Below are 21,865 nucleotides of genomic sequence, written 5' to 3' on the forward strand. Positions count from 1 at the left end.
ACCTGCTGAGCTATCCGCACCTCGGCACGGAGCTGATCCTGCGCCGCCCGCCGGCGGCCGCGCGGCCCGGGCGATGCCCCGCCGGCCCAGCCACCTGCCCGGCATGCTCACCCGGGCCGAGGTCGTCGAGCGGTACCGCGACCGGACGGGCCTGTCCACCGACGACTGGCCCTTCTGCGAGGTCTTCGGCCTCTTCCGGCTCGCGGTGATCGCCCAGCAGATCCACCACCGCTGCCACCACAGGCAGACCCGCAACCCGGCCTTCCGCAACCTCTGGGCGGCCGTCCACCCCCTCGACCACCGCTGCCGCACCACCATCCGCCGCACCCGCGGCGGCTGACAGGCCGGAGTACCGCCATGCCCCTCATCTGTCTCGTCCGCCACGGCCAGGCCTCCTCCGGGACGGAGGACTACGACGTCCTGTCCGGCCCCGGCCGCGCCCAGGCCGCCGCCGTCGGCCGGGAACTCGCCCGCCGGGGCCTGCGCGACCCGCACCTCGTCGCCGGGACCCTGAATCGTCAGCACGACACGGCCCGCATCGCCGCCGAGGCGGCCGGGTTCCGGGGCCCGCTCCATCAGGACGCGCGCTGGAACGAGTACGACCACCTCGCCCTGCTGGCCCGCTACGCCCCGCCGCCCGGCGGGGAGCGGTCCTTGCAGGGGCTGCTCGACCACGCCCTGGCGGCGTGGATGAAGGACCCCGAGCCCGCCGGGGGCGGGACTTGGCCCGCGTTCGCCGAGGGCGCCCGCGCCGCGCTGGCCGAGCTGCCCGCCGCGCTCGGCCGGGGGCGCGACGCCGTCGTGTTCACCTCGGCCGGCCCGCTCGCCGCAGTGTGCGGCGCGCTGCTGTCGCTGCCGGACGAGGGAGTGGTCGCGCTCAACCGCGTGGCGGTCAACGCCTCCGTCACCACCCTGGTGGTGGGCGGATCGGGGACCACCCTCCTGACCTTCAACGAGCACGCGCACTTCGCGGGCGACCGGCGCCGGATGGTCACCTACCGATGAGGCCGCCGCCGGGCCGTGCCCGCACGGAGCGCTCCCACCGCCGTGCGTCAGCCGGCCGTGATCGCCTCCCGCAGGGCGGGCGAGACGGTGAACAGGGCGAAGACGGAGGCGCGGACCTGGTCGGCGACGACCTCGGGGGTGGAGGTGTCGAGCTTGCCGTCGAGGTGCAGGAACGCCAGGCCGTGGACGAGGGCCCAGACCGTGGTCGCCAGGGCGTCGGTGTCCCCGACGCCGGGGAAGGCGTCGCGGACGATGCTCCGGACGTACTCGGAGATGGCGGCGGTCGCGGCGACCCGCTCCTCGCTGGTGGGGTCGCAGGGCTCGGCGAACATGGCCCGGAACAGGGCCGGGTGCTCCAGGGCGAACCGGACGTAGGCCACGGCCACGGCGGCCAGGTCGTCCGGCGTCGACGGGGCGGGATGGGCCGCCGTCAGGTGCTCCGCGAGCTCGCGGTAGCCCTCGGCGGCCACCGCGGACACGAGCGCCTCGCGGTCCGCGTAATGACGGTAGGGGGCGGTCGCCGAGACCCCGGCCCGGCGCGCGACCGCGCGCAGCGAGAGGCCCGCGCTGCCGTCCTCCTCGAGGAGTTCCCGTGCCGCCCGCAGGCAGGCGGCACGCAGATCACCGTGATGGTACGTGCTGTTCTGTGACATGGGTCACACTCACTCTCCCTGTGTCCACTGCTTGCTCGTCCGTCAAATGTAAATGGTGCATACATCCTAAATGATCGAAAAGGAAGAGGGAACCGGGATGACCAGTGAGCTGTTCTCTCCGCTGCTGCTCCGCTCCGGCCAGGTGCTGAAGAACCGGATCGGGAAGGCGGCCATGGAGGAGAACATGGCCGGGGCCGGCCAGCTCCCCGACGAACGCATCCTCACGCTCTACCGGCGCTGGGCCGCCGGTGGCGCCGGGCTGCTGATCACCGGCAACGTCATGGTCCACGCCGAGGCGCTGACCGCCCCCGCCGGCGTCGTGCTCGACGAGCACTCGCCCCTCAAGCCCTTCGCGGAATGGGCGGAGGCCGGCAAGTCCGGCGGGGGCGTGATGTGGATGCAGATCAACCACCCCGGCCGCCAGGTCCCCTCCGGCATGCCCGGCGTCGTGTGGGGACCGTCCGACATCGGCGTCAGCCTGGGCAAGCACAGCAACCGCTTCGGCCGCCCCACCGCCATGACCCCGCAGCAGATCGACGACACGGTGACGAGGTTCGCCGTCACGGCCCACCGGGCCGAGAAGGCCGGCTTCGACGGCGTGGAGATCCACGCGGCCCACGGCTACCTGCTGTCCCAGTTCCTCTCCCCGCTGGTGAACAAGCGCACCGACCAGTGGGGCGGGTCCCTGGAGAACCGCGCCCGGATGCTCCTCGACACCGTCTACGCCATCCGCAGCGCCGTCTCGCCGTCCTTCGCGGTCGCGGTCAAGCTCAACTCCGCCGACTTCCAGCGCGGCGGCTTCCAGGCGGACGACGCCCGCCAGGTCATCGAGATGCTCGAACCCCTCGGCGTCGACCTGGTGGAGCTCTCCGGCGGCAGCTACGAGAGCCCGGCCATGACCGGCCGTCCCGCCGACGACAGCACCCAGGCGCGCGAGGCGTACTTCCTCGACCTGGCCAAGGACCTCGTGAGGACCAGTCCGGTGCCCCTGATGCTCACCGGCGGCATCACCCGCCGCGTCACCGCCGAGCGGGTCCTCTACAACGGGGTGGCGGTCGTCGGCATGGGCACCGCCATCACCCTCACCCCGGACCTCCCCCTGCGCTGGCGGGACCACCGCGAGGCGGACCGCATGATGGAGCCGGTGACCTGGTCGGACAAGGCGCTCGCCGCCGCGGCGAGCATGGCCAGGGTGCGCCACCAGATGCGCCGCCTCGCCCGAGGGCGCGGGACCAGCCCCGGCGCCAGCCCGACGCTCGCCCTGATCTGCGAACGCCGCAAGCAGCGCCGCGCCCTGCGCGGCTACCGCGCCTGGCTGGCCGCGACGCGGAGGGCCGGGACGCGGTGAACCGTCCGGCGCGGCCCGGGCGCCCGGGGGGCGTCCCGGCGCCGCGCCGGACGGTGCCGTTCGGTGCCGGGCGTTCAGCGGAATCCGGCCGCCTTCATGACCTTGAGCGCGTTGGTGAGGAGCGAGGCCCAGGTCTCGGGGCTGATGCCCGACGGCGGGTAGAAGCCCTGGAGGCGCTGGTGGGCGACGGTCTGGGGTTCGGTGTACTTGAGGATGCCGTCGGCCCCGTGGCGGCGGCCGAGCCCGGAGTCGCCCATGCCGCCCATCGGGGCGTCGATGCTTCCCCAGGCGGCGGCGAAGGCCTCGTTGACGTTGACGGTCCCGGCGTGGACGCGGGCGGCGACGGCCCGGCCCCGGGCGCCGTTGCGCGACCAGACGCTGGCGTTGAGGCCGTAGGCCGTGGCGTTCGCCTGCGTGACCGCGTCGTCGACGTCGCGGTAGGTGTAGACGGAGACGACGGGCCCGAAGGTCTCGTGGGAGTGCAGCGTCATGTCGGGGGTGACGTCGGTGAGGATCGTCGGCTCGTAGAAGAGGGGGCCGAGGTCGGGGCGCGCCTTGCCGCCGGCCAGGACGGTGGCGCCCTTGGCCACGGCGTCGTCGACGTGCTCGGTGACCGTCTTGAGCTGGGCCGGGGTGGTGAGGCTGCCGACGTCGACGCTGTAGTCGTACGCGGCGCCGATCTCGAGCTTCTTGGTGCGGGCGACGAACGCGGCGACGAACGCGTCCCGGATGGACTCGGCCACGTACAGGCGCTCGACGGAGACGCACAGCTGCCCGGCGGAGGGGAAGCAGGCGGCCACGGCGCCGTCGGCGGCCTTCTCGATGTCGGCGTCCTCCAGGACGATCATCGGGTTCTTGCCGCCGAGTTCGAGGGACGCGCCGATCAGGCGCCGGCCGGCGTCGGCGGCGATCTGGCGGCCGGTGGCGGTGGAGCCGGTGAACATCATGTAGTCGGCGTTGTCCATCAGCGCGCCGCCGATGGAGCTGCCCCGGCCGATCACCATCTGCCACACGCCCTCGGGCAGCCCCGCCTCGTACATCAGGTCCATCGACCACAGGGCGGTCAGGGCGGTCTGGGTGTCGGGCTTCTGCACGACGGCGTTGCCGGCCATGAGGGCGGCGATGGTGTCGCTGGCGGCCATGCTCAGCGGGTAGTTCCACGGCGAGATGACGGTGACCACGCCCTTGGGGTGGCGCAGCTCGGTGGTGTGGGTGAGCAGCGGGATCGCGCCGCGCCGCCGCTTGGGATTGAGGTACTTGGCGGCGTTGCGCGCGTAGTAGCGCGAGACGATGCCGATGTCGACGACCTCCAGGAAGGCGTCGCGGCGGGTCTTGCCGTTCTCGGCCTGCATCAGGTCCAGGGCCTGGTCCTGACGGGCCAGGACCAGGTCGTGATAGCGCAGCAGGACCTTCTTGCGCTCCGCGATCGGGGTGGCTGCCCAGGCCTTCTGCGCGGTCCGGGCGCGGGCGAACGCGGCCTCGACGTCCTCGGGGGTGGAGACGGGGAAGTCGGCCAGCGGGACGCCGGTGTAGGGGGCGGTGGTGGTGACGCGCGCGGCGTTCGGCGCGGCCGACACCCGGGAGGTCAGGTGCTGGAGGAAGGACGGGGTGACGGTCACGGGGAGCCCCGGGCCGCGGGTGGTCCTCGGGGCGGTGGATGCGGTGGCCATGGCGGGACTCCTCTGTTACTTGCTGCGGCTCTGGATCGAGGTGGGGACCGGCATGTGCAGGGCGGCCTGGCCCTCGGTCATGACGTCGAACTGGATGGTCCGCTTCGGCTTGAGCGAACGCAGGTCGTCGGACATGCGGCCCTCGCCGAGCTGGAGGGTGACGCCCTTGGCGCTGCGCGTCGTACCGGCGTTCAGGACGTTGGTCTGGTTCAGCGTGGAGTGCCAGGCGCCGCCGATCGTCGTGTACGAGGTGAGCGAACCGACGCGCTCGCCGCTCGGGTGGGCGGTCTGCTTCGGCGTGTTCGCCAGGAGCGCCAGGTCGACGCCGCCGGAGTCGTTGGCCACGCGCGCGGTCGTCCGGTGGTGGTCGATGGAGACGTCGAGGTCGGTGACCCACTTGGGGAAGCCGTAGCCGTCGTGGCCGCGGACCTGCGCGATGTCCGAACTCACCGGCAGCGACAGGACGTAGGAGTGCAGGTGCTCGTTCTTCAGTCCGGAGACGAGGTCGAAGAAGCCGAGCTTGCCGTGCCGGGCCGGCTTGACGGCGATGCCGACGGCGGCCTCGGTGTAGAAGTCGATGTCGGCCACGTCGTAGCGGAAGAACATCACCGACACCAGGCCGAGCCCCGGAGTGACCTCCAGCGGCGCCAGCTCCTCGGGCAGCCGGGCGCGGATCGCGCGGGAGGGCGCGAGCATCGTCAGCCGGGCGGTCGAGATGGCGTAGTAGAAGTTCGGGGTGAGGGTGGGGCCGATCGGGGAGTCGACCTTGATCTTGGGCATCTTCCGGAAGAAGTCCACACCGCTGACGCGCGGGTCCCGGGCGATCGCGTCCAGGTCGGGGGCCATCCGGTAGCGGTCGTACAGGCCGCCCTTGGGGACGGTGACCTCGCGGCCTCCCAGGTCGACCTTGACGGTGTCCTTCTGGTCCGAAGACGAAGACGAAGACGAAGACATGGCGGGGGTCCTCTCTGATGTAAGCGGCGTATACATGACTGTAGGATGCGATGTTTGCAGTGTCAACACTGTGGCAGTGTGGGATTGCGGCGAATTCGAGGGGAATTCCAGGGAGGAATTCGGGGGCGGGTGGGGTCCTCATCCGCCCTTCCCGAGGCGCCGGTGCGCGGTGGAGAGGATGCTGGACCACAGGGTGGCGACGGCTCCGGGCGGGTTCTCCGTCGAGGGGGAGGCCGGTGTGGAGGCGGCGGCGCCCGGTCCTCCCCCGTCCGCGTGGCCGTCGGTGTCCTGGGCGGGCTTCGGGCGAGCCGGCTCCGGGTGGATCGGTTTCGGGTGAACCGATTCCGGGGGGACCTGTTCCGGGTGGATCGGTCAGGCCTTGCCCCGGGGCCCGGCCAGCCAGGTGCGGTAGTCGCGCAGGGCCTTGCGCTGCTTGCGCTGCTCGGAGAGCAGGGCGATCGCGGGGTGGGTGCCGGGCTTGGGGCTGCCGCCCCGGGCGAGGCGGCGCATCTGGTGCCGGACCTGGGCCATGCTCGCGGCGGAGGCGAGGGCCTTGTCGGACCAGTTCACCGGCCGCATGTGACGGTCGGCCTCGCGGTTCTCGCTCCAGCGGTCGGGAAGGTCGGGGGTGACGGCGAGGGCGGTGCCCATGCCGACGACCGACACGCCGCTGGCGAGGACCTGCTCGGCGGTGGCGCGCTTGGTGATGCCGCCGGTGAGCATGAGGGGGAGCGGGCTGGTCGTGACGAGGTCCTTGGCGAGGTCCAGGAAGTACGCCTCACGGGAGCGGGTGCGGCTGTCGGCGGAGCGGCCGGTCATGGCCGGGCTCTCGTAGCTGCCGCCGGAGAGCTCCACCAGGTCGACGCCGAGCGGTTCGAGCATCTCGATGACCTGGCGCGCGTCGTCGGCGTCGAAGCCGCCGCGCTGGAAGTCGGCGGAGTTGAGCTTGACCGCGACCGCGAAGGACGGCGAGACGGCGGCCCGCACGGCACGGACGATGTCGAGGAGCATCCGGGCGCGGTTCTCCAGGGACCCGCCCCACTGGTCGGTCCGCTTGTTGACCAGGGGGGAGAGGAACTGCGAGAGCAGGTAGCCGTGGGCGGCGTGGATCTCCACGCCGTCGAAGCCGGCCTTCTCCGCGCGCTGGGCCGTGACGGCGTACCGGGCCACGGTCTCCTCGATCTGCTGCGCGGTCATGGCGGTCGGCTTGCCGAAGCGGCTGCTGTGCTTGCCCAGGCTGACGCCGATGTCTGTCGGCCCCCACACCACGCCGGGCATGTCGGAGGCCACCTGGCGGCCGGGGTGGTTGATCTGCATCCATATCGAGCCCCCGCCGGACTTGCCGGCCTTCGCCCACTCGGTGAACGGCTCCAGGGGGGCGTGCTCGTCGAGTACGACGCCGGCGGGTCCGGTCAGCGCCTCGGCGTGGACCATGACGTTGCCGGTGATCAGCAGTCCGGTGCCGCCGGCGGCCCAGCGCCGGTACAGCGTGAACAGCTGCTCGTCGGGGAGCTGGCCGGTCCCGGCCATGTTCTCCTCCATGGCCGCCTTCGCGATCCGGTTCTTCAGCACCTGGCCGGAGCGCAGGGGCAGCGGTGCGAACAGTTCGCTGGTCATTCCGTGTCTCTTCCCTCGTGGACTATGCGATGTGTGCACCACTCACATTAGCGCATGGATGTAATCAACGTAAACATCGAGGGATGTGTGCTGCGTCGCAGACGGGCGGCGGGCCCGGACGGTGGTCCGGGCCCGTGTCGGGTGGGGGGGGTGGGGGGTGGGTTCAGTTGTCGTGGAGTGCGGTGGTGAGGAAGTCGACGGCGAGTTTGCGGGCGACGTTGGCGGCGCGGGTGTCGCGGAGGCTGTCGAGGAGGAGGAAGTCGTGGACCATGCCGGCCACGCGGACGGAGGTGACGTCGACGCCGGCTTCGCGGAGCTTGTTGGCGTACTGCTCGCCCTCGTCGCGCAGGACGTCGGCCTCGTCGGTGATGACCAGGGTGGTGGGCAGGTCTTTGAGCTGGTCCAGGGTGGCCCGGAGGGGGGAGGCGTGGTGTTCGGCGCGCTGGGCGGGGTCGGTGGTGTAGGCGTCCCAGAACCACTTCATGCCGTCGCGGGTGAGGTAGTAGCCCTCGGCGAACTGCAGGTAGGAGGAGGTGTCGAAGTCGGCGTTCGCGACCGGGTAGAGCAGGCACTGGGCCTTGAGGTCGATTCCGCCGCGTTCCTTGTTCATCAGGGCGAAGACGGCCGACATGCAGCCGCCGACCGACTCGCCGGTCACCGCGATCCGTGAGGTGTCCAGGCCGTGCTCGGCGCCGTGCTCGAGGACCCACTGGCCCACGGCGTAGTTCTGCTCGACCTGGGTGGGGTACTTCGCCTCCGGCGCCCGGTCGTAGACCGGGAAGACGCCCGCCGCCCCCGCTCCGACGGCCAGTTCGCGAAAGAGCCGGTCGTGGGTCTTGTCGTCGCCGAAGACCCAGCCGGCGCCGTGGATGTAGAAGACCACCGGCAGCGGCCCGGAAACCCCCTTGGGCCGGATGATGCGGGTGCGGACCGTGCCCCACTCGCCCGCGTCCACCTCCACCCACTCCTCGTCCACCTCCGGACGCGGCACACTCGCGTCGCTCTGCAGACCCAGCAGGATGTCCCGGCCCTTCTCCGGCGGAACCTCATAGATCCGCGGGTGGGGATCGGTCGCCTCGCACAACTCCTTCGCCGCCGGTTCGAGATAGGGAGTGATCGGAGGAGGAAGATCGGTCATGTCCGCTCCATGTCACGGGCACACGAGTGTCCTGTTCGCGCGGCCTCGCCGGCCGCGGCTGTGGCCCCCGCCCCGGGCGTCGCGCCCGCCTCCATCGTTCGCGCCCCTTTTGGCCTCCGCAACCCGGCCGCGGGCGGCCCGGCGCTCGGTGGAAGGGGTCGGTCAGGGGCGGGGGAACCGCACGAACCCGAATACGTCGTCGACGAGGGCGGCGAGGGAGAGGCCGGTGTCGTCGTCGGCCCAGCGCACGAGGGCGACGTCGAAGCAGCCCAGCGCGGTGTTGATCATCGTATGGGCCCTGAGCTCCGCGTCGGAGCTGCCGGAGCTGCCGGAGGTGTCGGAGCCGTTGGAGCCCTCAGGACCGCTGGAGGTGTCGGGGCCGCCGGAGCCTCCCGGACCGCCGCCCCCGATCCGGGACGCGATCTCGGGCGTGAGGGCGTCGGTCCAGGCCAGGTGCTTCTCCAGGTAGCGCGCCCGCAGGCCGGGCGTGTGGCAGATGACGCGGGTCGCCCGCTTCCAGCGCCCCTCGTCGGCGTCCATCTGGAGCGCCGCCGTACGGAAGGTGGCGCGCAGCGCGTCCCAGGCGGGGACGTCGTCGATGTGCCGCAGCAGCTCGTCCCGGACCTCCTCGGCGGAGGGGATGTGGTCGCCGAAGACGACGTCCTCCTTGTTGCTGAAGTAGCGGAAGAAGCTGCGCTGGGAGATGCCTGCCGCCGCGACGACGTCGGCCACGGTGACCTGGTCGAAGCCCCTGCTGTCGAAGAGGTCGAGAGCGGTGTCGGCCAGGGCTTCGGTGACGGCCCGGCGGGTCTTCATGCGCAGGCCGGGTGTGGTGTTCTCCCTCATGCGGAAAGGCTAACAGTGCCAGACTTGGCAGTCTGTGCCAGAAGTGGCGTACTGTGTCAGTCATGAGGCGCGAGGCCCCGAGCGGGTGCCGGTCGCCCGTGCCCCTCGTGGGGCGGATGATAATGATTCAAGGCCATTTGCGCCGTATATCGCCAGATGCGTGTCCGTCGCTTCGGCGGCGGGACCGTCTCGACAGGAGGAGGGTCCGTGGTGACCAGGGTGTTGTTCGTCGTGTCCGCGGCCGATCGCTGGACGTTGCGGGACGGGGAGGTGCATCCGTCGGGCTTCTGGGGCGAGGAGCTGGCGATGCCGCACAAGATCTTCTCCCGGGAGGGATGGGACATCACCCTCGCCACCCCGGGCGGGAAGGTCCCGACGCTCGACCGGCTGAGCATGTCGAAGACGGCCGGGTGGCCTTCGAAGCTGCGCGAGGTGGCCGCGTACCTGGACTCGATCCAGGACGAGCTGAACAGCCCCCGCTCGCTGGACGACATCGACCCGGACGACTTCGACGTGGTGTTCTACCCGGGCGGACACGGCCCGATGGAGGACCTGTCGGTCGACCCGGTCTCCGGCGCACTGCTGACCCGGGTCCTCGCGTCGGGCAAGCCGCTGGCGCTGCTGTGCCACGCGCCGGCGGCGGCGTTCGCGGCGAAGAACGAGGACGGGTCGTGGCCCTTCACCGGCTACCGGATGACGGGCCTCTCGAACCTGGAGGAGAAGTTCAACAGCTTCGGCCGCAAGGCGATCTGGCTCCTGGAGGACCGGCTGCGGGAGAGCGGGGCGGAGTACTCCAAGGCCCGCCTCCCGCTCAGGCCGTACGTGGTGGTCGACCGCAACCTGTACACCGGGCAGAACCCGCCCTCCTCCGAACAGCTCGCCGAACGCATCGTCGCCGACGTCAACGCGACCACGGCGCGCTGAGATCCAGTACACGTACCGCCCGGAAGGCTCGCGCCCATGACCGGCACCACCGCGTCCGTGACCCAGCAGGACCAGGACATACCGGAGACCGTCGTACGGCTCCGGGCCGTCTTCGACTCCGGTATCACCCGCCCGGCGGCCTGGCGCCGCCGCCAGCTCCACGCCCTGCGCCGCCTCCTCAAGGACCACACCCCGACCATCGAGGAAGCCCTCTACGACGACCTGCGCAAGGGCCGCACCGAGTCCCACCTCACCGAGATCGGCGGAGTCCTCGCCGAGATCGAGCACGCCCTGCGCCACCTCGACCGCTGGATGCGGCCCCGACGGGTCGCCGTGCCCCTGAACATCAAACCGGCGACCGCCCGCGTCCACCCCGAACCCCTCGGCGTCTGCCTGATCGTCGCGCCCTGGAACTATCCGCTGACCCTCACCCTGAACCCGCTGGTCGGCGTCCTGGCCGCCGGCAACGCGGCCGTCGTCAAACCCAGCGAACTGGCCCCCGCCACCAGCGCCCTGCTCGCCGACCTCCTGCCCCGCTACCTGGAGGCCGTCGCCGTGGTCGAAGGAGCGGTCGAGGAGACGACCCTGCTGCTCGCGCAGCGCTTCGACCACATCTTCTACACGGGCAACGGCACCGTCGGCCGCATCGTGGCCGCCGCGGCGGCGAAGAACCTGACCCCCGTCACCCTCGAACTCGGCGGCAAATCACCCGTCTTCATCGACGAGACCGCCGACATGGCCGTCACCGCGCGCCGCCTGGCCTGGGGCAAGTTCACCAACGCCGGCCAGACCTGCGTCGCCCCCGACTACGTCCTCGTCACCCGCGCCGCCCGCGACCCGCTGCTGGCCGCGCTGCCGGGCGTCGTCCAACAGATGTTCGGCCACGACCCCCGTACCAGCTCCGACTACGGGCGCATCGTCAACGACCGGCACTTCCGGCGCCTGACCGGCCTCATGGCGGAAGGCGACCTCCTCACCGGAGGCGCCCACGACGCCGGGGAACGCTACATCGCCCCCACCGTCCTGACCGACGTGCCGCCCGGCGCCCCCGTCATGGCCGAGGAGATCTTCGGCCCGATCCTCCCCGTCCTGACCGTGCGGGACGTCCACGAGGCCGTCGACTTCGTCAACGCCCGGGACAAGCCCCTCTCCCTGTACGCCTTCACCCGCGACAAGACGGCCTGGCGGACCCTCCTGGAGAAGACCTCGTCCGGAGGGCTCGTCCGCAACGCCCCGATGATCCACCTCGGCGTGCCGAACCTGCCGTTCGGCGGCGTCGGCGAATCCGGCACGGGCGCCTACCACGGCAAGACGTCCTTCGACACCTTCAGCCACCACAAGCCGGTCCTCTCCAAGCCCACGTGGCCCGACACCCTCCGCCTCGTCTACGCGCCCCACACCTCCCGGTCCTTCGCGCTCATCGCCAAGACCGTGTCCCGGACCCATCCGCTCCTGGGAAGGAAGCGATGACCAGCCGCATCATCCTGCTCGGTGCCACCGGCTACACCGGAGGCCTCGTCCTCGACGCCCTGCTCCGCAGGGGCGTCGAGCCGACGGTGGCCGGACGCGACCCCGCCGCACTGGCCGCCCTCGCCGCACGCTCCGGCGGCCTCGACCACCTGACCGTCGACGCCGCCACCCCCGACGACCTGAAGAAGCACCTGCGCCGCGGCGACGTGCTGATCACCACCGTCGGCCCCTTCGAACGCTTCGGCCTCCCCGTCGCGCAGGCCGCCGCCGACGCGGGCGCCCACTACCTCGACTCCAGCGGCGAAGTCGGATTCGTCCGCACCCTGCACACCCGGCACCACCACCGCGCCCGCGAGACCGGCGCGGTGATGCTGCCCGCCTTCGGCTACGACTACGTACCGGGCCTCCTCGCCGCTGCCCTCGCCCTCCGGAAGGCGGGGCCGGCCGCGCGGGCCGTCGACATCGGCTACTTCTCCACCGGCCCCATCTGGCGCGGCATCAGCCAGGGCACGCGCACCACCATGCGCGACGGCCTGACCCTGCCCTCGGCACGCCGGTACCGGCACCGGCTCGTCGACGAACGCACCGCCTCCCGCGTCCGCCGCTTCACCGTGCGGGGCCGTCGCAAGTCCGCGTTCCTCGTCTCCGGCACCGAAGTGCTGTTCCTGCCCGAGGAGTTCCCGTCCCTCGACGCCGTCACCGTCTACAACGGCTGGTTCCCCGCACTCAGCCGCCCCCTCTCCCTCTACTCGGCCCTCGTCAACGCCGCCACGCGTCTCCCGGCGGGCGACCGGATCACCGACGTGCTGACCCGCCCCCTGCTGGCCGGCCCGCCGGGCGGCCCCGACGCCGCCCTGCGCGCGCGGATCCCCTCCCACGTCGTCGCCGTCGCCTCCTCGGGCGCCCAGGGCCGGACCCCGCTCGCCGAGGTCCACCTGGAGGGACCCAACCCCTACACCCTCACCGGCGAACTCCTCGCCTGGGCGGCCGACCGCCTCGCCACCGGCCTCGATGCCACCCGCTCCGATGCCACCCGCTCCGATGCCACCCGCTCCGATGCCACCCCCGGCGTCGTCGGACCCGTCACCGCCTTCGGGCTCGACGCGCTCCGCCACGGCTGCGCCGAACTCGGACTCGCCCCGGTCTGACCGGCGGCCCTGGTCCGACCGCCGGACGCACCGCAGGGCCTCCGGCCGCCGGGTTGCACCCGCACGACAGGCGGGGACCATGGGAGGGAGGACAAGGCGCGGCCCCAGAGGCGACCGCCCCGCCGGGCCCGTCACCGGCAGACAGGCACACCCCTCCAGTCCCCTCCCGGGGAGGCCCCCATGAACGACCCCGGCGACCCTCTCGCCCCCTGGACGGACCGCCTGCTCCGGCTCGGCGCCGGCATCCCTCCCGAGGACGCCCGCACGTTCGTGCGCGAGCTGTACGCCACGGCCCAGGCCGACCGCGACGACGAACGGGCGGAAGCCGACTTCGAGCGAGAGGAGTGAGCCCATGGGCGACCTGTCACCGGGGTTCCGGGGGAAGGCCCACGACCTCATGGCCCGGCTGCCGCCCGGGCAGTATCCGACGGAATCGTTCCCCGTCCTGTCGGCCGGCCCCACCCCGCACATCCCCACCGACCGGTGGTCGTTCACCGTGACCGCCGAGACCGGCGAGAGCCGCACGTGGACGTGGGAGGAGATGATGGCGCTCCCGCAGGAGGAGCCCACCGTCGACATCCACTGCGTCACCCGCTGGTCGAAGTTCGACACCCGCTGGCGCGGCGTCCCCCTCGACGCCTTCCTCGACCAGGTCGAGACCGCCGCCGACTTCGTCGTCGCCGAGTCCTTCGACGGCTACACCACCAACCTCCCGCTGGAGGACGTCACCGACGGCAAGGCCTGGCTGGCCCACTCCTTCGACGGCTACGCCCTCTCCCCGGACCACGGCGGCCCGGCCCGGCTCGTCATCCCCCACCTGTACTTCTGGAAGTCGGCCAAGTGGGTCAAGGGCCTCGTTCTCACTCCGGAGAACGAACCCGGCTTCTGGGAGTCCGCCGGCTACCACGACTACGGCGACCCCTGGCGCGAGCAGCGCCACTGGAGCGACTGATGCACGGGTGGCGACGGGCCCGCCTCACGGAGCGGACGAAGCAGACCGCGACCGGCCGCACCCTGAGGTTCGAGGTCCCCCGATGGCCGGGACACCTGCCCGGACAGCACGTCGACGTCCGGCTGACCGCCGACGACGGCTACCGGGCCGTACGGAGTTACTCGCTCGCCGCCCCCGCCGACGCCGACGTGATCGAACTGGGCGTCCAGGCGGCGTTCGGCGGCGAGGTCTCCCCGTACCTCGCCGACGACCTCCCCGTGGGCGCCGAGGTCGAGGTCGAGGGACCCCTCGGCGGCTGGTTCGTGTGGACGCCGCAGGACCCCGGCCCGCTCCTCCTGATCGCCGGAGGCTCCGGCATCGTGCCGCTGATGGCGATGCTCCGGGCCCGGCTCGCATCGGAGTCGGACGACCCCTGCGCCCTCCTCTACTCCGTACGCGACCCGGACGAGGTCTGGTACGCCGCGGAACTCGACGCCGCTAGAGACACCGACGGCACCGTCGGGGTGCGGCGCCTCTACACCCGTACCGCCCCGGACGGCTCCGCACGCCCCCCGGGGCGCATGACGGAACGCGACCTGCCGTCCCTGCCGTCCCCGGCGGAGGCCCGCTGCTACGTCTGCGGCCCCACCGGGTTCGTCGAGCACGCCGGCGCCCTGCTCCTGGCCGCCGGACACGCGCCCGACCGCATCCGTACCGAACGCTTCGGCTGACACCCCCGCGCCGCACGGTGAGGAGCCCTCCATGAACGAGCACCCCCTGTACCTCGACGGCAACGCCCTGGCCGGGCCGCTCGGAGAGGTCTTCGCCGTCGACCCGACCACGGCGTGGCGGCTCTGCCCCTCCTGCCGTCGGCCCGCCACCGTGGCCCAGCTGCACGTCTACGGCCCCGAGCCCGGCCTGACCGCCCGCTGCCCCGGCTGCGCCGCCGTCGCCCTGCGCGTCGTCACCCAGCCCCAGTACCTCTGGCTCCAACTGGGCGGCGGGGCGGGCGCCTTCCGCTTCGCCCTGCCCCCCGCCACGCCGTGAACCGCGTCAGGCGTCCTTCAGGTGGATGCCCCGGGTCTCCCGCATGAGGTAGCACGCGAGGCCCGTGAAGGAGCACAGCAGCATGATGTAGAGGCTGGAGAGCCGGGCCGCCCCCCACTCGACGAAGAGCTGGTTCAGATAGGGCGCGGTGCCCCCGAAGACGGCGACGGAGACGGAGTACGCGAACCCGATGCCCTGGGTCCGCACCCGCGTCGGGAAGTTCTCCGCCATCGTCGCCGACAGGAGCGCCCCGGGGATGGCCACCACCGCGAGCGCGACCGAGGACGCCACCAGGAGCGTCCAGCCCTCCGGGCCGATCAGGCCGGTCAGGGGGATCTGCAGGACGATCATCAGCACCGCGAACGTGATCATCATCGGACGGCGGCCGACCTTGTCGGAGAGGCGCCCCCACAGCGGAAGCGTGGTCAGGGCGACGCACTGCGCCGCGACGGAGCACCAGTAGGCCACGCCGGCGTCCATGCCCATCCGGGTGATGGCGTACGTCGACACGTACGAGGTCCAGGTGTAGTGGGCGGCGGTGATTCCCGAGGTCATCGTGATCACGAGCAGGACGGCGCGGACCACCTGCCGCCGCGGCAGCGGCCGGCCCCCGTCGTCCGCCCCGTCCTCGGCCCTGCCCTCCGCGAACACCTCGCTCTCGTCCATGCTGCGGCGCAGCCAGAGGGCCGCGAGGGCGAGGAGGGCGCCGAGGAGGAAGGGGACGCGCCAGCCCCACTCGGCGACGGCGCCGTCGGACAGCACGGACGTCACCGCCCCGCCCACCGAGTACGCGAGGGCCGAACCGCCGAAGATCGCGACGAACACGATGCTTCCCCACAGCCCGCGGCTCTCGCTCGGCGCGATCTCCGCGACGTAGGTGTTGGCCGTCGCGGACTCGCCGCCGTGGGCGAACCCCTGCGCCATGCGGGCGAGCAGGAGGACGAGGGAGGCCCAGGCCCCGATCGAGGCGTAGGTGGGCATGAGGCCGATGACGAGGCTGCCGCCGGCCATCATCAGCATGGTGGTGACCAGCACGAACTTGCGGCCCCGCCGGTCGGCGATCCGCCCGAAGACGATGCCGCCCAACGGACGCATCAGGAAGCCGACCGCGAAGACGGCCAGGGTCGACAGGAGTGCCGACACCCGGTCGGACGGGTTGAACATGACGGTGGCGATGAAGGGCGCGAACACCGCGTACGCGCTCCACTCGTACCACTCCAGGACGTTGCCGACCGTGCTGGCGAAGAGGGACTTGCGCCTCGACCGCAGCGTGGGCGCGAGATGGTCTCTCTTCCCGGTCGCCGCCCCGGGGTCCGTCTTCGAGTTGCTCATGACTGCTCCTTCGCTGGTTTCGGGCAGGACGGAGCGACGTCCGGCACCGAGGGGTGGAGTGGGGTGGTGCCGGGACGCCGTCGGGCGTCAGGCGCGGGGGGTCGAGATCAGACCGGCGTACTGGGCCGCCGCGGTCAGCAGCCGGGGGACGCCCGCTTCGAGGGACGGGCCGAAGTCCGTGTCGTGCGGGCGCTCGCCGCGCTGCCAGCGGGTGTAGATCGCCTCGCAGAAGATGGCGGCCTTCCACAGCGCGAGGGTCTGGTACCAGGGCAGCGGCGTGAGGTCGAGGCCCGTGCGGGACCGGTAACGGTCCGCGAGCTGAACCCTGGTGGGGTAGCCGGGCGCCCGGGTCACCGGCGTCAGCTCCAGGGGAGTGGTGGGCGCCCCCGCCTCGGAGTACGTGGCGGTCAGATAGCCCAGGTCCGCCAGTGGGTCGCCGAGCGTGGCCATCTCCCAGTCGAGGATCGCGAGGACCCTGGCCGGGGCCTGCGGGGCGAACATGAGGTTGCCCATGCGGTAGTCGCCGTGGACCACCGAGGCCCCCTGGCTCGCCGGCAGGTTGCGGCCGAGCCAGTCCGCGATCCGCTCCACCGCGGGCAGAGCGCGCGAGGCGTTGGCCTCCCACAGCCCGCTGAAGCGGTCGACCTGGCGGCGGAGGTAACCGTCGGGGGAGCCCAGGGAGGCGAGCTCCCCCTCGGTCACGTCGATGCCGTGCAGGGCGACCAGGGCGTCGACGACCGCCTCGCCGGTCGCGCCGCGCTGTTCGCGCGAGGAGAGGTGGGCCGGGATCGCGTCGGTGACGACCGTCCCGTCGAGGTGGGACATGAGGTAGAACGGCACGCCGAGCAGCGACTCGTCCTCGCAGACGGCGACGATCTCGGGCACCGGCACCCCGTGCCCGCGCAGGGCCTTCTGGATGCGGGCCTCGCGCACCATGTCGTGCGTCGACTTCGGCAGCGGCGGGCGCGGACCCCGCCGGAGGACGACGCGGTCGCCGCCGCGCTCGATCAGATAGGTGATGTTGGAGTGGCCGTCGCCGATGCGTCGCCACGCGAGCGGGCCGCTGCCGATGCCGTGCGCGTCGAGGAAGCCGGTCACCGCGTCGAGGACCAGGAGCGGGGGGATGTCGAGGTGCCGGGCCCGGTCCCTGCTCGCGACGACTTCCACTCCGTCGGGGACGGTGTGCATCACGCGCCTCCGTCCCGGCCGACGACGGCGTCGCCCTGGTACTGCTCCCCGGCCCGGACCGCGGCGCTGCGGCCGGCCGAGGCCCGGCGGGCGATGGCCCACCGGTGGGTCTCGTTGGAGCCGTCGTAGATGCGGAACGGGCGCACCTCGTTGAGGTACTGCGCCAGCGGCAGCCCGTCGGAGACCCCGTCCCCGCCGCAGATCTGGATCGCGCGGTCGATCACCCGGAAGATCGCCTCCGAGCAGTGCACCTTCGCGACCGAGGACATCGCGGATCCCGCCTTGGGGTCGCTGTGCAGCAGCGTGGCGGTCTTGGTGATGATCGCGTCGGACGTCTCGATGTCGATCACGGACTCGGCGATGAGGTGCTGCGCCAGGCCGAGCGAGTCGATCGGACCGCCGAACAGTTCCCTCTTCGCGGCCCGGTCGAGGGCGATGTCGTGCGCCCGCCGGGCCAGGCCCAGCCACCGCATGCAGTGGGTGAGACGCGCGGGGCCGAGCCGTACCTGCGCGTAGCGGAATCCGAGTCCGACCTCGCCGAGGACCGCGTCGTCGGGGACGAAGCAGTTCTCCAGGTACAGGTGCGGGTGGCCGCCGTCGATGGCGCGGTCGACGGTGTGGATCGGCTCGCCGATCCGGATGCCGGGGTTGTCCATGTCGACCAGGAACATGGTGGCTCCCTCCGGGGAGCCGTCCACGGCCGGCGTGCGGGCCATCACGATGCAGAACCCGGCGCCGACGGCACCGCTGGTGAACCGCTTGTGTCCGTCGAGGACCCAGCCGCCGCCGGCGCGCACGGCCCGGGTCCGCAGCGCCGCCGGGTCGGAGCCGGCCCCCGGATGGGGCTCGGTCATGCCGAAGCACGATCGGACGTCCCCCGCCGCCAGAGGCGCGAGATAGCGCTTCTTCTGCTCCTCGGTCGCGATCAGGTTGAGCATGTGCATGTTCCCCTCGTCGGGGGCCATGCAGTTGAGCGCGGAGGGGCCGATCGGCGAGTAGCCGGCCTCCTGGAGGACCGGTGACCAGTGGCGTAGGGACAGTCCCTGTCCGCCGTACTCCTTCGGCACGTGCGGTGCGAAGACACCGGCCTCCTTCGCCGCCGCCTGCAGGCGGTCGCGCGTGACCTGGTCGAGGCGTTCGCCCGGCGCGGGCTCCTCGTCGACGACGATCTCGCGTACGAACCGGCGCGTGCGCTGCCGCAGCTCCTCCACCTCGGGAGGGAGATCACTGGAGGTCATGACGGTCCTTTCGGGTGCGGGTGCGGGTGCGGATCCGGGTGCGGTTTTCACGCGGTGCCGCCGGCGACCGTCAGACCGCCGTCGACGGTGAGGACGTGCCCGGTGACCCAGGAGGCCTGGTCCGAGGCCAGGTAGGCCACGGCCGAGGCGATGTCGGCGGGCAGGCCGAGCCGTTTCATGGGGTAGCCCCCGGCGACCTCGTCCTCCTTGCCCTCGTAGAGGGCCTCGGCGAACCGGGTCTTCACCACGGCCGGCGCCACGGCGTTGACGCGGATCGCCGGGCCGAGCTCGACGGCCAGCGTCCTGGTCAGATGGGACACGGCGGCCTTGCTCACCCCGTAGAGCCCGATGCCGGGCGCCGGGGTCTCACCGGTCACGGAGGAGAGGTTGACGACGCTCCCGCCGCGCTCGGCGAAGTCCAGGTCCGGGTGGGCCACCGCGTCCTGGACCCAGGCGAGGGTGGCGAGGACGTTGACGTCGAGCACCTTGCGGGCGACGTCGAGGTCCAGCTCGGTGAGGGGGCCGTAGGCCGGGTTGATGCCCGCGTTGTTCACGAGGACGTCGAGCCCGCCGAACGCGCGGGCGACGGTGTCGAAGACCTCGCGCCGGTGCTCGGGGTCGTCCGCCCGGCCGGCGACGGTGACGACGCTGCCCGGGGGGAGGGCGGCCGCCGCCTCTTCGAGCGGACCGGCCTTGCGCGCGGTGAGACAGACCCGCGCCCCCTCGGACACGAGCAGCTCGGCGACGGCCAGTCCGATGCCCCGGCTGGCACCGGTCACGACGGCGGTACGGCCCCGGAAACGGTCCCGGGCGGTGTGGTTGCTGCTCACTGGATCAGTCCTTCGAAGGGGAGGCGGGACCGGTGCCGCGGAGTTCGGCGCGCCGGATCTTGCCGCTCTGGGTCTTGGGCAGGTCGGCGACGAAGTGGATCCGCCGGGGGCACTTGTAGGCGGCCAGGCGGTCGCGGGAGAACGCGATCAGCTCGTCCCGGGTGGCGTCCGCGCCCGTCTTGAGGGAGACGTAGGCGACGACGACCTCGCCGCGGTACTCGTCCGGCTCCCCGATGACGGCGGCCTCCAGGACCGAGGGGTGCTCGTACAGCGCGTCCTCGACCTCGCGCGGCCAGACCTTGTAGCCGGACACGTTGATCTGGTCCTTGAGCCGGTCCACCAGGTAGACCCAGCCCTCCTCGTCGATCACGGCGACGTCGCCGGTGCGGAGCCGGCCGCCGGGCATCGTCCGCTCGGTGGCCTCGGGGTTCTCCCAGTACCCGGGCACCACCTGCGGCCCGCTCAGCTCCAGCTCGCCCTGCTCCCCGGGGGGAACCGGCCGGCCGTGGAGGTCCACGACCCGCGCGGTGAGGCCCGGCAGCGGCATCCCGACGGAGAGCGTCCCGCTCGGCGGGTGGACCGGCGCCCTGCGCCCGGCGGGCACGGCGATGACGGCGGACGTCGTCTCGGTCATCCCGTAGCCGTTGTGGAGGTAGACGCCGAACCGCTCCCGGAACCGCTCGACGGTCGCCGGCGGGATCGGCGCGCCCCCGGAGTACAGGGCCTTCACCGAGGCGAAGTGCTCGGGCCCGGCGTGCGGAAGCTCGTGGATCGCGTTGTACGCGGTGATGGAGCCGATCGTGAAGGTCACCCCGTGCGCGGCGAACGCCTCCAGGGCGACCTCGGGGTGGAACCGGCCCGTCAGGACGAGCGTGGTGTCGGTGAGCAGGGAGAGCGTCGCGTTGACCACGGCCCCGGTGATGTGGAACAGCGGGGCCATGGCGAACACGACGTCCCCATCGGTGAGCCCCGTCCACTCCGCGCAGGTCGCCACCACGCCGAGGACGTTGCCGTGGGTGTTCATGGCGCCCTTGGGCGGCCCGGTCGTCCCCGAGGTGTACGTCAGGAACGCGAGGTCGTCGCGGGTCGGCCGCACGGGGGAGGGGCGGCGGCCGGCGAACTCCTCGACCAGCGCCACGAGGTCGCCGTCCGGCGCGGGGGCGGGGCGATCGGTCGTGGCGAAGACCCGCGCGTCGTCGCGGCACTGGTAGTCGAGCGCCGAGGTGCTGACCAGCCACCGGACCGTGCTCCCCGCCAGGGTGCCGAGCGTCTCCTCGACGTCGGTGTCCGCGCAGACGACCCCCACCGCCCCGGCGTCGTCGACGATCCGGCGCAGCTCCTGCCGCCGGTACATCGGGTTGAGCCCCAGCACCGTGGCGCCCAGCTTCCACAGGGCCAGCATCACCAGCGCGTACTGCGGGACGTTCTGCAAGTAGACCCCGACGCGGTCGCCGCGGCCGGTCCCGCGCGCCTCGAACGCGGCGGCGAGGGCGTCCGTCGCGGAGTCGACCTCCCGCGCGGACAGGGCGCCGTCGAAGTAGCGCAGTGCCGTGGCGTCCGGGTTCTTCGCCACGCGGTCCTTCCAGGCGGCCACGAGGGAGTCGTGGACGACCGCCGCCTCCGCCGGAACGTCGGCGGTGAGCGGGGAGCCCGCCGGGGGATCTTCGGGAACCGTCATGTCTCGTCCCTCCTGCCCGCGTCGCGCGCGGGCCGATGATTACCGAGCGCTCGCTCGGTCCACGGTGGCTGAAAGTGAGGTTACCGAGCGCTCGCTCGGTGAAGGATTGTGGCGACGGGAGCGCCGTGTCAAGGGGTCTGCTGTCGCCGCCGACCGGCGACGCTGCATACTGACGTGCCGACGCGACGAAGATCCGGGGCGAGGGGAGTGCCGTGACCGAGACCGATGCCGGAGTGGCGTGGAGGGCCTACTCGGGCAGCGGACTGCCGCCCATCCTCCGGACCGCGCTGGCCTGCTTCATGGAGCACGGCTACCACGGGACCACCATCAGGACGGTGGCCTCCCGGGCGGAGCTCTCCGTGCCGGGCCTGTACTACCACTACGCCTCGAAGCAGGCGCTGCTCGTCGCGATCGTCTCCCACGCCATGGAAGACCTGTGGCGCCGCAGCACCGCGGCCCTGGAGGAGGCCGGAGACGACGTGCCGCGGAGGCTGGACCTGCTCGTGGAGTGCCTGGTGCTCTTCCACGCGTACCAGCGCGACCTCGCCTTCATCGCCTACAGCGAGATCCGCAGCCTCACCGGGGAGGCCCGCACCACCTACATCGCCGCCCGCGACCGCCAGCAGCGGCTGATGGACCGCGTCATCGAGGACGGCGTCGCGCGGGGGGAGTTCACGACCCCGTACCCGCGCGAGACCGCCAGGGCGATCGTCACCATGTGCACGGGCGTCTCGCAGTGGTACCGGGCCGGGGGCGAGCACTCCCCGCAGGAACTCGCGGAGCGGTACCGCGTCATGACCCGCATGACCACGGGCGCGCCGACGGCCGCCCGGCCCTGAGGGACCGGA

The 21,865-nt window shown here is 72.2% G+C and carries 22 protein-coding genes; 11 read left to right on the forward strand and 11 right to left on the reverse strand.

The window, feature by feature from the left end; genetic code table 11:
* Window positions 1-73: 73 nt before the first annotated feature.
* Both CP977_RS34525 and CP977_RS32020 read left to right on the forward strand, forming a co-directional pair.
* Window positions 74-340, forward strand: a complete 267-nt coding sequence (locus CP977_RS34525) for a hypothetical protein (protein ID WP_152371322.1) — start codon at window positions 74-76, stop codon at window positions 338-340.
* 17 nt (window positions 341-357) lie between these two features.
* Window positions 358-1,005 (forward strand): histidine phosphatase family protein, encoded by a 648-nt coding sequence (locus tag CP977_RS32020; protein WP_152371323.1) that lies wholly within the window; start codon window positions 358-360, stop codon window positions 1,003-1,005.
* Window positions 1,006-1,052: 47 nt separating this feature from the next.
* Here CP977_RS32020 and CP977_RS32025 read toward each other — a convergent pair whose 3' ends face one another.
* Window positions 1,053-1,658, reverse strand: a complete 606-nt coding sequence (locus tag CP977_RS32025; protein ID WP_062760017.1) for a TetR/AcrR family transcriptional regulator — start codon at window positions 1,656-1,658, stop codon at window positions 1,053-1,055.
* Between the two features lie 97 nt (window positions 1,659-1,755).
* Here CP977_RS32025 and CP977_RS32030 point away from each other — a divergent pair, with 97 nt between their 5' ends.
* The gene (locus CP977_RS32030; protein WP_152371324.1) at window positions 1,756-3,006 is read left to right on the forward strand and encodes an NADH:flavin oxidoreductase/NADH oxidase family protein; all 1,251 of its coding nucleotides are present in this window, start codon (window positions 1,756-1,758) and stop codon (window positions 3,004-3,006) included.
* A 74-nt stretch (window positions 3,007-3,080) separates the two neighbouring features.
* Here CP977_RS32030 and CP977_RS32035 read toward each other — a convergent pair whose 3' ends face one another.
* From CP977_RS32035 to CP977_RS32055, 5 genes are all read right to left on the reverse strand, one after another.
* A complete protein-coding gene (locus CP977_RS32035; RefSeq protein ID WP_152371325.1) occupies window positions 3,081-4,676 on the reverse strand; it encodes a succinic semialdehyde dehydrogenase in 1,596 nt (531 codons plus the stop codon).
* 15 nt (window positions 4,677-4,691) lie between these two features.
* Entirely contained in the window at window positions 4,692-5,630 is a 939-nt protein-coding gene (locus CP977_RS32040; RefSeq protein WP_152371326.1) for an acetoacetate decarboxylase family protein, read from the reverse strand.
* Window positions 5,631-6,002: 372 nt separating this feature from the next.
* Entirely contained in the window at window positions 6,003-7,247 is a 1,245-nt protein-coding gene (locus CP977_RS32045) for an NADH:flavin oxidoreductase/NADH oxidase family protein (RefSeq protein ID WP_152371327.1), read from the reverse strand.
* 163 nt (window positions 7,248-7,410) lie between these two features.
* Complete coding sequence (locus CP977_RS32050; protein ID WP_152371328.1) at window positions 7,411-8,385, reverse strand: alpha/beta hydrolase; 975 nt, start codon at window positions 8,383-8,385, stop codon at window positions 7,411-7,413.
* Between the two features lie 162 nt (window positions 8,386-8,547).
* Window positions 8,548-9,231, reverse strand: coding sequence for a TetR family transcriptional regulator (locus CP977_RS32055; RefSeq protein ID WP_229991439.1), 684 nt, complete (start codon window positions 9,229-9,231; stop codon window positions 8,548-8,550).
* Window positions 9,232-9,441: 210 nt separating this feature from the next.
* Between CP977_RS32055 and CP977_RS32060 the strand changes: the two genes are divergently transcribed.
* The 7 genes from CP977_RS32060 (at window position 9,442) to CP977_RS32085 (ending at window position 14,751) form a co-directional block, all read left to right on the forward strand.
* Window positions 9,442-10,155, forward strand: coding sequence for a type 1 glutamine amidotransferase domain-containing protein (locus CP977_RS32060; RefSeq protein WP_062760024.1), 714 nt, complete (start codon window positions 9,442-9,444; stop codon window positions 10,153-10,155).
* Window positions 10,156-10,191: 36 nt separating this feature from the next.
* On the forward strand, window positions 10,192-11,625 hold the full coding sequence (locus CP977_RS32065) for an aldehyde dehydrogenase family protein (RefSeq protein WP_062760025.1): 1,434 nt from the start codon (window positions 10,192-10,194) through the stop codon (window positions 11,623-11,625).
* Complete coding sequence (locus tag CP977_RS32070) at window positions 11,622-12,773, forward strand: saccharopine dehydrogenase NADP-binding domain-containing protein (protein ID WP_152371329.1); 1,152 nt, start codon at window positions 11,622-11,624, stop codon at window positions 12,771-12,773. The genes CP977_RS32065 and CP977_RS32070 overlap by 4 nt, the downstream gene beginning before the upstream one ends.
* 180 nt (window positions 12,774-12,953) lie before the next feature.
* Entirely contained in the window at window positions 12,954-13,121 is a 168-nt protein-coding gene (locus CP977_RS34290) for a hypothetical protein (protein ID WP_159057827.1), read from the forward strand.
* A gap of 4 nt (window positions 13,122-13,125) precedes the next feature.
* Window positions 13,126-13,725, forward strand: a complete 600-nt coding sequence (locus tag CP977_RS32075) for a sulfite oxidase-like oxidoreductase (RefSeq protein WP_062760027.1) — start codon at window positions 13,126-13,128, stop codon at window positions 13,723-13,725.
* Window positions 13,725-14,435 (forward strand): ferredoxin reductase, encoded by a 711-nt coding sequence (locus CP977_RS32080; RefSeq protein WP_152371330.1) that lies wholly within the window; start codon window positions 13,725-13,727, stop codon window positions 14,433-14,435. Before CP977_RS32075 ends, CP977_RS32080 begins: the two co-directional genes overlap by 1 nt.
* 31 nt (window positions 14,436-14,466) lie before the next feature.
* Window positions 14,467-14,751 carry a DUF6510 family protein gene (locus CP977_RS32085; RefSeq protein WP_062760029.1) on the forward strand — a complete coding sequence of 95 codons (285 nt, stop codon included), beginning with the start codon at window positions 14,467-14,469 and terminating at the stop codon, window positions 14,749-14,751.
* A gap of 6 nt (window positions 14,752-14,757) precedes the next feature.
* Here CP977_RS32085 and CP977_RS32090 read toward each other — a convergent pair whose 3' ends face one another.
* The 5 genes from CP977_RS32090 to CP977_RS32110 all read right to left on the reverse strand — a co-directional run bounded on the left by CP977_RS32090 (window position 14,758) and on the right by CP977_RS32110 (window position 21,017).
* Window positions 14,758-16,083, reverse strand: coding sequence for an MFS transporter (locus CP977_RS32090; RefSeq protein ID WP_104860325.1), 1,326 nt, complete (start codon window positions 16,081-16,083; stop codon window positions 14,758-14,760).
* 87 nt (window positions 16,084-16,170) lie between these two features.
* Entirely contained in the window at window positions 16,171-17,271 is a 1,101-nt protein-coding gene (locus CP977_RS32095; protein ID WP_062760030.1) for a phosphotransferase family protein, read from the reverse strand.
* The gene (locus CP977_RS32100) at window positions 17,271-18,509 is read right to left on the reverse strand and encodes an acyl-CoA dehydrogenase family protein (protein WP_152371331.1); all 1,239 of its coding nucleotides are present in this window, start codon (window positions 18,507-18,509) and stop codon (window positions 17,271-17,273) included. The genes CP977_RS32095 and CP977_RS32100 overlap by 1 nt, the downstream gene beginning before the upstream one ends.
* 47 nt (window positions 18,510-18,556) lie before the next feature.
* On the reverse strand, window positions 18,557-19,339 hold the full coding sequence (locus CP977_RS32105; protein WP_109184741.1) for an SDR family oxidoreductase: 783 nt from the start codon (window positions 19,337-19,339) through the stop codon (window positions 18,557-18,559).
* A gap of 4 nt (window positions 19,340-19,343) precedes the next feature.
* Window positions 19,344-21,017 carry a class I adenylate-forming enzyme family protein gene (locus CP977_RS32110; protein WP_152371332.1) on the reverse strand — a complete coding sequence of 558 codons (1,674 nt, stop codon included), beginning with the start codon at window positions 21,015-21,017 and terminating at the stop codon, window positions 19,344-19,346.
* Window positions 21,018-21,229: 212 nt separating this feature from the next.
* On the opposite strand from CP977_RS32110, the gene CP977_RS32115 reads away from it, so the two are divergent.
* A complete protein-coding gene (locus tag CP977_RS32115) occupies window positions 21,230-21,856 on the forward strand; it encodes a TetR/AcrR family transcriptional regulator (RefSeq protein ID WP_062760033.1) in 627 nt (208 codons plus the stop codon).
* Window positions 21,857-21,865 lie beyond the last annotated feature (9 nt).

This window comes from Streptomyces cinereoruber, assembly GCF_009299385.1.
In the GTDB taxonomy this organism is placed as follows: Bacteria; Actinomycetota; Actinomycetes; order Streptomycetales; family Streptomycetaceae; genus Streptomyces; species Streptomyces bikiniensis.